The sequence below is a fragment of the Mucilaginibacter sp. P25 genome (assembly GCF_050859465.1).
Classification (GTDB): domain Bacteria; phylum Bacteroidota; class Bacteroidia; order Sphingobacteriales; family Sphingobacteriaceae; genus Mucilaginibacter; species Mucilaginibacter gossypii.
On the sequence record NZ_CP193937.1, the window covers coordinates 2,111,096 to 2,124,035 of the forward strand.

The 12,940-nt window shown below is 43.5% G+C and carries 6 protein-coding genes and 1 pseudogene; 6 read left to right on the forward strand and 1 reads right to left on the reverse strand.

Features of this window, described 5'->3' with window-relative positions; translation table 11 throughout:
• Positions 1-169: 169 nt before the first annotated feature.
• The 5 genes from ACRQ5D_RS11155 to ACRQ5D_RS11175 all read left to right on the forward strand — a co-directional run bounded on the left by ACRQ5D_RS11155 (position 170) and on the right by ACRQ5D_RS11175 (position 8,236).
• Positions 170-931, forward strand: coding sequence for a phosphosulfolactate synthase (locus tag ACRQ5D_RS11155; RefSeq protein ID WP_090534791.1), 762 nt, complete (start codon positions 170-172; stop codon positions 929-931).
• Positions 932-1,312: 381 nt separating this feature from the next.
• Positions 1,313-4,642 carry a vitamin B12-dependent ribonucleotide reductase gene (locus ACRQ5D_RS11160; RefSeq protein WP_091172983.1) on the forward strand — a complete coding sequence of 1,110 codons (3,330 nt, stop codon included), beginning with the start codon at positions 1,313-1,315 and terminating at the stop codon, positions 4,640-4,642.
• 183 nt (positions 4,643-4,825) lie between these two features.
• Positions 4,826-5,839, forward strand: coding sequence for an LLM class flavin-dependent oxidoreductase (locus ACRQ5D_RS11165; protein WP_091172979.1), 1,014 nt, complete (start codon positions 4,826-4,828; stop codon positions 5,837-5,839).
• A 156-nt stretch (positions 5,840-5,995) separates the two neighbouring features.
• The gene (locus tag ACRQ5D_RS11170; RefSeq protein ID WP_091172976.1) at positions 5,996-6,730 is read left to right on the forward strand and encodes an acyl-CoA desaturase; all 735 of its coding nucleotides are present in this window, start codon (positions 5,996-5,998) and stop codon (positions 6,728-6,730) included.
• A gap of 249 nt (positions 6,731-6,979) precedes the next feature.
• Positions 6,980-8,236: a pyridoxal phosphate-dependent aminotransferase gene (locus ACRQ5D_RS11175; protein ID WP_112651714.1), complete on the forward strand. Its 1,257-nt coding sequence runs from the start codon at positions 6,980-6,982 to the stop codon at positions 8,234-8,236.
• 128 nt (positions 8,237-8,364) lie between these two features.
• Here ACRQ5D_RS11175 and ACRQ5D_RS11180 read toward each other — a convergent pair.
• Positions 8,365-11,258, reverse strand: a pseudogene (locus ACRQ5D_RS11180) (DEAD/DEAH box helicase).
• Positions 11,259-11,664: 406 nt separating this feature from the next.
• On the opposite strand from ACRQ5D_RS11180, the gene ACRQ5D_RS11185 reads away from it, so the two are divergent.
• The gene (locus ACRQ5D_RS11185; protein ID WP_091172966.1) at positions 11,665-12,882 is read left to right on the forward strand and encodes a M57 family metalloprotease; all 1,218 of its coding nucleotides are present in this window, start codon (positions 11,665-11,667) and stop codon (positions 12,880-12,882) included.
• Positions 12,883-12,940 lie beyond the last annotated feature (58 nt).

Consider the following 12,940-nt stretch of genomic DNA (forward strand, 5'->3'; position numbering starts at 1 on the left):
CGGCATATCACCCCACTCACTTAATCAACTCAATCAACAACTCACTACCAACAATGAATTTACCATGAGCTTTAAAATCATTTAACATTTGAAATTTGCACATCTGCATATTTGTTGCGACCTTTGCCTCGTTAGAACTTTTAGTTATAGGCTATAACAAATATTTACAATGAACTACACTATTAATCATCTTCCTGATCGTACAACTAAACCCCGCGATAAAGGCATTACCATGGTTATGGACAAAGGCCTTAGCTTGCGCCAGGTTGAAGATTTTATTGAAGTTGGCGGGCCGTATACTGACATTGTAAAGCTGGGTTGGGCTACATCATATGTAACCCCTAACCTTGAACAAAAGCTAAAGCTCTACCGGGAGGCGGGGATCCCTGTTTATTTTGGGGGAACCTTATTTGAGGCCTTTATTGTACGTAACCAGTTTGACGATTACCGCCGTTTATTGGATAAGTACCAACTGGAACATTGCGAAGTATCCGATGGTTCGATCACTATTGAGCATGATGTAAAATGTAACTATATCAGCGAGCTGGCCAAACAAGTTACAGTAATATCTGAAGTGGGCTCAAAAGATGTTCAAAAGATTTTTGCTCCTTATAAATGGATCAAATTGATGAATGCCGAAATTGAGGCCGGCTCATGGAAGGTGATAGCCGAAGCTCGTGAAAGCGGTAACGTTGGTATCTATCGTGATTCGGGAGAGGTACGCCAGGGGTTGATTGATGAGATCCTGACCCAGATCCCCGAAGGGACAATTATATGGGAAGCGCCTCAAAAAGCGCAGCAAGTTTGGTTCATTAAATTGATAGGTGCAAATGTAAGCCTGGGTAATATCGCCCCAACGGATATCATCCCGCTTGAAACCCTAAGGTTAGGTATCCGCAGCGATACTTTCGACCATTTTTTAGAGATGTAATTGTTGACTGATCTTAATATAACAATTTACCCAGCCTCCGGAGCAATCCGGAGGCTTTTTGTTTTAGAAAGCAAGAGTCAATCTTACACACATGCAACCTGACAAGACTGGCACCGGCAGGCTAAAGCACAGTGACTGAGCATTGTTAAAACTATATGTCTTTTTTCAAAAAAAACACATGAATTCTTAATTATCAACACTGCAAGTATTTAAAAATCAATTAATTTCTCTTGCATAAGAACAAGGGATGCATGTTATTCCAGGCATGTGGAAAACTCCGGCTATTATGCTGTTCAGCATACTAATAGATTTGATTTAAAACCCCTGAACCTTTTTAACGTTGCACGTACTCAGTTAATTTTATCATAATCTGTAAAAGCTATGGCTAAAAACATTACCAGGAAGGCGCCCGCAGCAAGCGGGGAAAAGGGGCTCAAAGCCGAACGCTATTTCACCAAAGAAGGTACCAGTGTTTACGACCTGTTTAAATATGAAAAGCGATCGTCGGTGATCCGCAACCCCTCAGGCGATGCTGTATTTGAAATGAACGATGTTGAGGTACCGGCGGGCTGGTCGCAGGTGGCTACTGATATCCTGGCTCAAAAATATTTCCGTAAGGCAGGCGTACCTCAACCCGACGGCTCAACCGGATCTGAAAAAAGCATTAAACAAGTTGCCCACCGTATGGCCAACTGCTGGAAGGATTGGGGCATGCGATATGGTTATTTTGCTTCGTCAAAAGATGCTGAGATTTTTTATGATGAAATAGTTTATACTATTATTGGGCAACTGGCTGCTCCAAACTCGCCGCAATGGTTCAATACCGGCTTGCATACTTCATACGGCATTACCGGCAAACCACAGGGCCACTATTATGTCGACCCGGTAACAGAACAGTTGAGCAAGTCAACCTCAGCTTATGAGCGCCCGCAGCCGCACGCCTGCTTCATCCTTTCTGTTGATGACGATTTGGTGAACGAGGGCGGCATCATGGACCTTTGGGTTCGTGAGGCCCGTATTTTCAAATACGGATCGGGCGTAGGCACAAACTTTTCTAAGATCCGCGGCGAGAGTGAAAAACTATCGGGCGGTGGTTATTCATCGGGCCTGATGTCATTCCTGAAAATAGGCGACAGGGCAGCGGGAGCTATCAAATCGGGCGGGACAACCCGTAGGGCAGCCAAAATGGTTTGCCTTGACCTGGATCACCCCGAAATTGAGGGTTTTGTGAACTGGAAAGTGGAAGAAGAAAAGAAAGTAGCAGCCCTGATAGCCGCAGGTTATTCGTCTGATTATGAAGGCGAGGCCTACCGCACGGTATCGGGTCAAAACTCCAATAACTCGGTACGCATTCCCAACAGCTTTTTCACAGCACTTAAAACCGGCTCGGCCTGGAATTTAACCAGCCGGATGAGCGGCAAAGCCGTTAAATCCATATCCTCGCAAAAACTGTGGGACGATATCGCTTTTGCTGCCTGGGCCTGTGCCGATCCGGGTGTTCAGTTTGATAGCACCATCAATGAGTGGCATACATGCCCCGAAGGTGGCAGGATCAATGCATCTAACCCCTGCTCGGAGTATATGTTTTTAGATAATACAGCCTGTAACCTGGCATCCATCAACCTTGCTCATTTCTTTAATCCGCAAACACGTGTATTTGATGTAAAGGGTTTTGAACATGCCTGCCGCATGTGGACCATTGTACTGGAAATTTCCGTATTGATGGCTCAATTCCCATCAAAAGAAGTAGCACAATTATCCTATGATTACCGCACGCTTGGCCTTGGTTATGCCAACCTGGGTTCGGCCCTGATGGTGAACGGCATACCTTATGATAGTGACGAAGCGCGTGCTATTGGCGGCGCCATCACCGCCATCATGACCGGCACTGCCTATGCAACTTCAGCCGAAATGGCCCGTGAGTTGGGTGCTTTCAGCCGTTACAATGATAATAAGGAGCACATGATGCGGGTGATGCGCAACCATCGATATGCTGCGTATAACTCTACCGAAAACTACGAGGGACTGGAAATTACCCCTCCGGGTATTAACCCAAAGCATTGCCCCGATTACCTGCTTTCAGCTGCCTGCAATGCCTGGGACAAGGCTGTTGAAATGGGCGAAAAATACGGCTACCGCAACGCCCAAACCACTGTTATTGCTCCGACGGGAACTATCGGTTTGGTGATGGATTGTGATACTACGGGTATCGAGCCGGATTTTGCACTGGTGAAATTTAAGAAGCTATCGGGCGGCGGTTACTTCAAGATCATTAACCAGGCCGTACCGGAGGCTTTGCGCAATTTAGGTTACCAGGAACATGAGGTTACCGCCATTGTTAATTATGCCAAAGGTGCAGCGACCCTAAAAGGTGCTCCGCATATCAATATAGATACGCTTAAAGCCAAAGGTTTTAATGATGATGAACTGGAAAAGCTGGACAAAGGCCTGGTATCTGCCTTTGAGATCAGTTTTGCTTTCAATATCTGGTCGCTGGGCGAAGAATGTTTGAAACGTTTGGGCATCACGGCCGAGCAGTATAATGCGCCCGATTTTAATGTGCTGCGCGCACTTGGTTTCAGCAAAAAACAAATTGCAGAAGCTAATGAGTATATCTGCGGTACTATGACCATTGAGGGAGCGCCGTACCTGAAACAACATCACTATCCTATTTTTGATTGCGCCAACAAATGCGGCGCAAAAGGCCAGCGCTATATCCATGCCCATGGGCACATCAAAATGATGGCAGCAGCGCAGCCGTTTCTTTCGGGTGCCATTTCAAAAACCATCAACCTGCCAAACGAAGCCAAAGTTGATGAGATCAAAGATTGCTACGAGCTTTCGTGGAAGCTGGGCCTGAAAGCCAACGCACTTTATCGTGATGGCTGTAAGCTATCCCAACCGCTCTCAACCAAATCAGATGTTAAGGAAGAAGCTGATGACAAGCTGGATACAATTGAAGAAGTATTAGGCGAAGCTGCTAACGTAAAACTGAGCGATCTGACACCCGAGCAGGTTATTGAAGCAGCCATGGCCATCATGGAGAAATCAAAGGATACAAATTTTATGCGCCAGCTTTCGCGTGTAGTGCAAAAGAAACACCTGCCGTACAAACGCCGCGGCTTTACGCAAAAGGCCAGTATTGACGGGCAAACCGTATTTGTACGTACCGGGGAATATGAGGACGGTACCCTGGGCGAGATTTTTGTAGATATGCATAAAGAAGGTGCAACCTTCCGCTCATTGATGAACTGTTTTGCCATCGCGGTTTCTATCGGCCTGCAATATGGTGTACCGCTGGAAGAATACGTAGAAAAATTTACCTTCACCCGTTTTGAACCGGCGGGAATGGTGGTAGGGCATACCAATATTAAAAGTGCAACCTCCATTATCGATTATATTTTCAGGATGCTGGGCTATGAATACCAGGACCGCACCGACCTGGTACACATCATAACCGATAAAAATGGCATATTGGGAAACCCGCAAATGGGTGATGAGGATTTTAATGCCGATGAAACCAATGTGTACCAGCCATCTACGCTATCTTCAGATAATTCTATTAATGCTCAAAGAAAAGGCTTATCTTTCGATGTTAGTATGGGTGTACAAAGTGATGCGCCAAGCTGTAACGTTTGCGGGCATACCACGATTCGTTCAGGTACCTGTTATAAATGCTTAAACTGCGGCAACTCAATGGGATGCTCGTAATCAATACGGATTTTTTCAAATCAATTATAAATAGTTAATTATGTTTAGCCCCGCTCACCAGGCGGGGCTTATTTATTACCAGGGTCAAAATTAATGCAGCAGTAATAGTAATTGCAATGCCATAAAAGCCCTGGCATAAAGCCCGCCTGCAACCCGATGCTTATTTTTGTGTTCACAATAGATATGAGCACAAACAAAATTAAACTGAGCGTGCTCGACCAGTCGCCAATAAGAAAAGGCGCTACTGCCGAGCAGGCCATACAGGAAACTATACAACTGGCAAAATATACCGATACCCTTGGCTACACCCGCTTCTGGATTTCGGAACATCATAATATGGGTATTATAGCAGGCTCAACGCCCGAAGTATTATTAGCCCATTTGGCCGGCGAAACTAAAAACATGCGCATGGGGTCGGGCGGTATCATGATGCCAAACCACAGCACCCTTAAAGTTGCTGAAAATTTTAGGATGCTGGAGGCGCTGTTCCCCGGCCGGATTGACCTTGGAATGGGCCGCGCGCCGGGTACTGACAGGATCACCGCAGCCGCGCTTAACCCTTCAAACCAGTTCAGGGAGCAGGACTTTGTTGAGCAACTGGCCGATCTGCAGAATTACTTTCATGATACTTACGAACCGGGAACCATACAGGCGCGTATCAGGGCTATCCCGCAGATTAAAACCGTGCCTAACATGTGGTTGCTAAGCTCAAGCGGACAAAGCGGCTTGTTTGCAGCGCATTTCGGTATGGGTTTTTCCTTTGCACATTTTATTAACCCCAATGGCGGACCTGAAAGTGTTAAAATGTACAAGGAGCGATTTCAGCCATCTGATGATCTGCAACAGCCAGAGGCCAATGTAGCGGTGTTTATCTTCTGTTCGGAAGATGAAGAAAAAGTAAAGCAACACCAGGCCGTTATGGACCATCGCTTTCTGCAGTTTGAAAAAGGCGGGCCAATAGTGCCGCTAAGCTATGACGATGTGAAAGATGTGGAGTATACGCCTGCCGAACAGGAACGCATTCGTTATAATCGTTACCGTGTAATTGCCGGTTCGCCTGCCGAGCTGAAGCTGAAGTTAATGTGGCTTGCCAATGACTATGAAGTGGATGAGATCATGGCTGTTACCATTACCGAAAACTTTGAAGACAGGCTTGAATCGTACCGATTGTTGGCCAAACAGTTTGAACTATTATAATTCCGGTAAATAACTTTTTTAATTAAATGCCGTTTCTATACCAGTAACGGCATTTTTTGTTAACGCCTGTATCATTATTCACATATTAAAAAACTTTATAAGGCTTTAAATCGTATCTTTGGAAAGATTATAAATAAGTCTATTTTCTACAATTCAATGGTTATTATCATATTCTTTATAGCGCACTGGTTTCTGTCGCTATTTTTTCAAACGTTTTTCCTGCACAGGTACGCATCTCACAAAATGTTCACAACCAATAAGTTTTACGAAGGAATGTTTTACCTGCTTACTTATGTTTGCCAGGGATCATCGTTTTTAAACCCGAGGGCTTATGCCATTATGCACCGTGAACACCACGCATATAGTGATACCGAAAAGGATCCGCATTCGCCTCATTTTTTTAAGGATGTTTTCCAGATGATGGTATATACAGCTAAAAGCTACAGGCTACACGTAAAGAAGCTTAAAGAACCTGAAGAACGTTTTAAAGGTAACATTCCTGAATGGCGTTTTGTTGATTTCATAGGATCATCGGTTGTATCCCGTATTTCATTCGGCATTTTATATATTTTATTTTATGTAGAATTTGCTACCGCATGGTGGATGTATCTACTGATCCCGATTCACTTTTTAATGGGGCCAATTCATGGTGCTATTGTAAACTGGTGCGGCCATAAATATGGCTATCAAAATTTTGATAATGGAGATAAGTCAAAAAATACTACCCCGTTTGATTTTTTAATGCTGGGCGAACTATTTCAGAATAATCATCACAAACACCCCAACAAAGCCAATTTTGGCGCCAAATGGTTTGAGATAGACCCGGTTTACCCCGTAATGAAACTCATGCACTGGATGCGGATAATTAAATTGCGCAAAGCGTATTTATAAGCTTTTAAGGTTAAAGGCGAAAGGTCAAAGGCAAAAGGTTTTCTTTTCTGCTTTTGACCTTTTCTTTTAGGTGAAAGGTCAAAGGCGAAAGGAAAAAGGTTTTTATTTCGGGTTGTTAACCTACAGCTTTTATAATCACCTCAATAGTCTTTCACCATTTAGCTTCTGCGCTCTTCCCAACCTTTCGCCTTTATCCTTTCGCCTTTCACCTCAATCGGCTATCTTTGCCGCTTATAAATATATAAATCCATGAGTGTTTCTTTATTAGCTCAAAATTTGCATGGCTCGGAGATCATTAAGATTGCGGGCGAGATCAACGAATTAAAACGACAAGGCCAGAATATCGCCAACCTTACCATTGGCGATTTCGATTCCAATATTTATCCTATTCCAACTCCTCTAAAGGAAAAGATTATAGACGCCTATAATCATAATCAAACCAACTACCCGGCTGCTGATGGTATGCTTGATCTGCGCCAGAGTGTAAGTGGCTTTTTGAAAAGAAGTTTAGGTCTTGACTATGCACCTAACCAAATCCTGATTTCGGGTGGTTCGCGCCCGCTGATCTATTCTATATTTTTGGCGGTAGTTAACCCCGGCGAAAAAGTGGTTTTCCCTGCACCGTCATGGAACAATAACCATTACAGCGATCTGCTGAATGCCGATGCAGTGATTATCCCCACTGCTCCTGAAAATAATTTTATGCCTACGGCAGATGATATTCGCCCGCATTTAAAAGGAGCGGCTTTGCTGGCGTTGTGTTCGCCTTTAAATCCTACCGGTACCATGTTCAGCAAAAAGGACCTGGAAGAGATCTGCGATCTTGTAATTGCCGAAAACAAGAGCCGTGCAGTGGGTGAGAAACCACTGTATTTACTATACGATCAAATCTACTCGCAGTTAACTTTTGGCGAGCATAAGCATTACGATCCGGTAACCCTTCGTCCTGAATTAAAAGATTATACCATTTTCGTTGATGGCGGTTCAAAATGTTTTGCAGCAACGGGTGTACGTGTAGGCTGGGGTTTCGGGCCGGAGCTGGTTATCGAAAATATGAAAGCCATTGTAGGCCACATGGGTGCCTGGTCGCCAAAGCCTGAACAGATGGCTATGGCCAAATTTTTAACTGATGAGGCTGATGTAAACAGTTATCTTGATGATTTAAAGGGAAAGATCCAGGCAAGCCTTACTGCCCTGCATGAAGGTTTCCAGGAAATGAAAGCCAGCGGTTTAAATGTAGATTCGATTGAACCGATGGGCGCTATCTACCTTACCCTGAAAATAGATTACAGTGGCAAAACCACTCCGGACGGCAAAGTATTGAAAGATTCGGCAGATATTAACTTTTATTTAATTAAAGAGGCCGGAGCCGCATTTGTTCCATTCTCGGCCTTTGGTACAGGTGATGAGGTGAACTGGTTCCGTGCATCGGTTGGTGCAACTCCACTTCATGAAATAGAAGCCTTGATACCGAGGGTGAAAGCAGCGTTGAGTAAGTTAAAATAAGCCCCTCTAAATCTCCGCCTAAAGGGTGATACTTTAAAATTGCGCGTTATCAGAAAAGAAAAAGCGATGAGCACCAATTACTCACCGCTTTTTCTTTTAAAGCCCTCGCGGTTTAGGGAGGGGTGTTTTTACCCCAATATCTCCTTAATATCATCCGCCGTAAGCGATTTAATAAAGCTTTCTTCGGTAGTAATCAGCGCTCTTGACAGGCTGAGCTTACGCTGCTGCAGGGCCAGGATCTTTTCTTCAACCGAATCTTTGGTGATGAATTTATAGATGAAAACGTTTTTGGTCTGCCCGATACGATGTGTGCGGTCAATGGCTTGCTGCTCAACAGCCGGGTTCCACCATGGATCGAGAATAAACACATAATCGGCTTCGGTAAGATTAAGACCTACGCCCCCGCTTTTATCGAGATCAGGAACACACGCGTTTTTTCATCCTCCTGGAATTGCTTAACCACATCGCCCCGGTTTTGCGTAGCGCCGTCCAGATAGACGTAAGGAATACCAACGCGCTCAAAATGCTCGCGGTAAATGCTAAGCTGTTTTACAAACTGCGAAAATATGAGCACCTTGTGACCACCATCAAGCACGTTGCCTAAGGTATGCACCACATCTTCAAATTTACCGCTGTCGCCTTCATAATCCTTATCGATCATGATAGGATGGTTAGCAATTTGCCTTAACTTGATCAAACCCTGCAATACCTGAATCTGTGTTTTAGCGAACGTGCCATCCTCCAGGCTTTTCAGCAACTCATTCCGGTATTCGGATTTTACCTCTTCATAAACCGAAGATTGTTCTTCGGTCATCTGGCAGTAAAAAAGATTTTCAGTTTTGGGTGGCAATTCTGTTGCTACCTGTTCTTTGGTGCGGCGTAACACAAAAGGCTTGATCAGGGCCTGAAGTTTGCGGGCCTTATCTTCATCCTTTTTCTTTTCTATAGGAGCTACAAACTCGTTTTGGAAAAACTGCTGTGCACCCAATAAACCAGGATTAATGAACGACATCTGTGTCCACAAATCGTTAACCGAATTTTCGACCGGGGTGCCGCTCAAGATCAATTTAAAGCGCGACTTGAGCTGTTTAACCGCCTGGTATGATTTTGATGATGGGTTTTTGATGTTCTGACTTTCGTCCAGGATCACGTAATCAAAAAAGAAGCCTTTAAACATTTCAATATCAATGCGGCTGATACCATAGGTAGTGATCACCACATCGTAATTGGCAAAAACTTCAGCACTGCGATAGCGCATGGTGCCCGTATGTACCATAAGCTTTAACTGCGGTGCAAATTTGCGGGCTTCATTAAGCCAGTTATATATCAGCGAGGTTGGCATGATTACCAGCGAAGTGGCTTTGCCTCCGGCTTCTTCCGTATCTTCCTTGTGCTTTTGCAGCAGCGATAAAGTTTGGATGGTTTTACCCAAACCCATATCATCGGCAAGGCAGCCGCCAAAGTGGTATTGTTTTAAAAAGTGAAACCAGTTATAGCCTGCTTTTTGGTACGGCCTCAAATTGCCTTCAAAATTAACGGGCATCGGCGCGTCCTCAAGCTCATCAAAATTGGTGAGCTTTTGCAGTTTGCGGGTCATGGTAACGCTGGCCATTTCGCCTTCGGCTAAATCGGTAACGAGGCCAATATGGTGACGGCGTAGTTTTAAATCATTGCTGCCTTCGGTAAAGTGCAGCAGGTTGCCATATTGCGAAAACCATTGTTCAGGAATTACCGCAATTTCGCCCGATGGCAGGGTAAACTCCTTTTTATGGTTAAGGATATGGTTTTTTAACTGGATAAAAGGGATTCGGTACGGGCCGAAGCTCACCATGGCGTTGATATCAAACCAGTCGTTATTTTCGGTTACTACCAGTTCAATTTTACTGCTGCCAAATACGTAGCGTTTTTGCCCTTCAGGCTGTTCCAGTTCAAAGCCCTGTTCAATAAGCTGATCATGATGCTGATTGAGCCATTCAAAAACAGAGAACGAGCGGTCGTCATCTTCATCGTGTCCGGCAACTTCAAGGTTTTGGAACAATGATGAAGCTATTTTAAGCCCCATTTGCTCCAATTGGTGCATTTTGCCTTTTTCCCAGGTAGTTGAACGTTTAATACGGTGAAACAGGTAATCATCGCCGGTTTTTTCCATCCGCACAGAAATGTGCCTGCCATCGCCATAAGGAAATACATAGCCCGCATACTTAAAAGAAAGTTGCAGCTGCGAAGTACCGCCTTCAATATAAATAGGTTTAAGCACAGGGCAGGCATCATACTTTTCGGTATTGATGGTAAACCCTTCGGCGTAAACATTATGCTTTTCGATAAGCGGGGCAACAAATTTTTCAAAGTATGATTGCTCCGACGATTTTGGTATAGCGATGAAACGCTTGTTCAGGAATGGTTGCAGTTTTTTACCCTCAATCTCCTTGTCGAAATAATACAGGGTATCATCAAGCAGCATCCAGGCCGGGTGATTGCAAATGATCTCGGCATTTTTAAACATGAACTCAATGCGCATGCCCTGATATTTGATGGTAGGAAAATACCTGATCTCTTCTTCACTGCGCCTGAAATGAAATAACACTGATGCTGCCTCGGTAGCCAGCTGAAGTTTGCGTTCGCCTGGATAGCCTTCCTTACTCATCTGGTATACCTGCTTACCGCAAAGTAACGATAACGCTTCAGCTATCCGCTTCTCCAGTTTTGGGCGGATCATGTCAAACATCTGCTCGTTGAAGATCTTGGAGAAAAACTCGAACGGACGGATTGGTTTTTTATAATACCTTTTGATCACGTTGCCTTGCTCCATCTCTTCCAGCAGTTTGATCAGCCTGATATCGGTATCGTCCAGAAATTCGCAAAATTCTTTGGCGGTATTGGAAAATAAACGCTGGTGTGTTAGTGAAAATTCACCGTTCGGATTAAGCTGAACAATGTGTGGTTCAATAACATACGACAGGTAGTCATGCTTGGCAATGGCATAAATAATTTGGCATGGTTTGGAACTGTCGACGCGTAACATGTGCTTCAGGGTAAAAAATTATTTGAAGCTACATCAAGAAAAATTCAAACGTAAATAGAATTTACTGTAATTGAAAGAGTTTTATATTAAAAAAATGTTAATAAAGTAAAATTGACACATTGTTGATAACATATGTAGTGTTTTTGACGGTTGAAAAGGTTTGGGATTAAACAGATTTACCACAACTGTAAAACTGTTGAGTTCAGTCAAAGGAGAAGTCTGTCTTCTTAGAATCCCTTGAGCCCAGGTTTATAATATTGATATTTAATACCTTGATTATTCATAATAGTGTTGTTGTATTCTGTGGTTTCGTTTGGTTAATTTTTATTAAATAAAAATTAAATAATTACAATAAATATAATTAATAATATTATTTTTGACTTAAACTTAAATACATAAATCACAAATGAAAAACCAAAACCTCAAACTCGCATTTATTGCGTTTACCACCTTGCTATTGTTTAATTCCTGCAAAAAAGCAATTCATGATTTAGCACCTGCGGATAAAGAAAAAAACAGCACCAGTGCCTTGGACTACATTAAATCATTGGGTTTCCGGGATTCTGATATTAAGGATATCGGTACCGACTACCTGGTGGACGGTGATATGCTGTTTTCAAAGAAGACCGGTGTTGCAACAACAAATGGTGGCGCTTCGAAAATTAAGACAGATCAATACGGTGCGCAAAATTACCTGGGTTTAAACACTAATGTAGTGATCAATATTGATGCTTCTATGAGCGCGTATACTGCTGAAATTAACGCGGCCATTGCACAATGGAATGGTATTCCGAACTGCAGGGTGAAATTTTCTGTAGGCAGTTCGTACAATGTTACGATAATGGCGAATAATAATATTGGTGGAGCTTGCGGGCAGTCTTATTTCCCGATAAACGGGCAGCCTGGTTTTATAATCTACATAAGCCCAGCCGCGATTTCGGGAAATTCATTTGATCAAAGACAACGAACAATAGCGCATGAGTTAGGTCACAGTATTGGTCTTAGGCATACCAATTGGTTTTTAAACGAACCACAGAACGGAACAGCACCTAACAGCGCCCATTACAGCGCCACTCATATTCTTGGTACACCTACTGAAGCCGATCCGGTTTCGTTAATGAATGGCAATGAATGCGGTACCGGGGCAACAGTGCTTTCGAACTATGATAAAATTGCAGTACAATTTCTTTATCCACTAAACCCGCCGGTAGCGGGCACATCACCCGTTTTCAGATATTATAACGGCGGCTCGTCCGATCACTTTTACACTACGGATTATAACGAATTGGCTCAGGGAAATAACACAGGGTATATATTTGAGGGAATCGGCTTTTTTGCCTTTACTAGCCAGGTAGCCGGTACAGAGCCTGTATATCGTTATTATAGTTCCTCTGCTGTTGATCACTTTTATACAAGGAATGCGACTACTCCTGGTGGTTACATCAAAGAAAAGGTAGCCTTTTATGCCTATCCCAACCAGGCAAATAGTTCAGTGCCAGTTTATCGCTATTATCACGGAGGTACACCTGCCGAAATTGACCATTTCTACACTAAAAATCAAAACGAATTTTATTGGGGTGCAGGCGGATATGCTTATGAAGATGTGCCGTTTTACGCCTATTAATTATCGCTAAAAAAACCAAAGCGGTCTCTTTAAGAGGCCGTTTTGGTTTTATAGTTAT

Coding starts and splice junctions, on each gene's coding strand:
- ACRQ5D_RS11170 (WP_091172976.1), top strand. CDS start 5,996: ATGGTTATTATCATATTCTTTATAGCGCACTGGTTTCTGTCGCTATTT.
- ACRQ5D_RS11155 (WP_090534791.1), top strand. CDS start 170: ATGAACTACACTATTAATCATCTTCCTGATCGTACAACTAAACCCCGC.
- ACRQ5D_RS11165 (WP_091172979.1), top strand. CDS start 4,826: ATGAGCACAAACAAAATTAAACTGAGCGTGCTCGACCAGTCGCCAATA.
- ACRQ5D_RS11160 (WP_091172983.1), top strand. CDS start 1,313: ATGGCTAAAAACATTACCAGGAAGGCGCCCGCAGCAAGCGGGGAAAAG.
- ACRQ5D_RS11175 (WP_112651714.1), top strand. CDS start 6,980: ATGAGTGTTTCTTTATTAGCTCAAAATTTGCATGGCTCGGAGATCATT.
- ACRQ5D_RS11185 (WP_091172966.1), top strand. CDS start 11,665: ATGAAAAACCAAAACCTCAAACTCGCATTTATTGCGTTTACCACCTTG.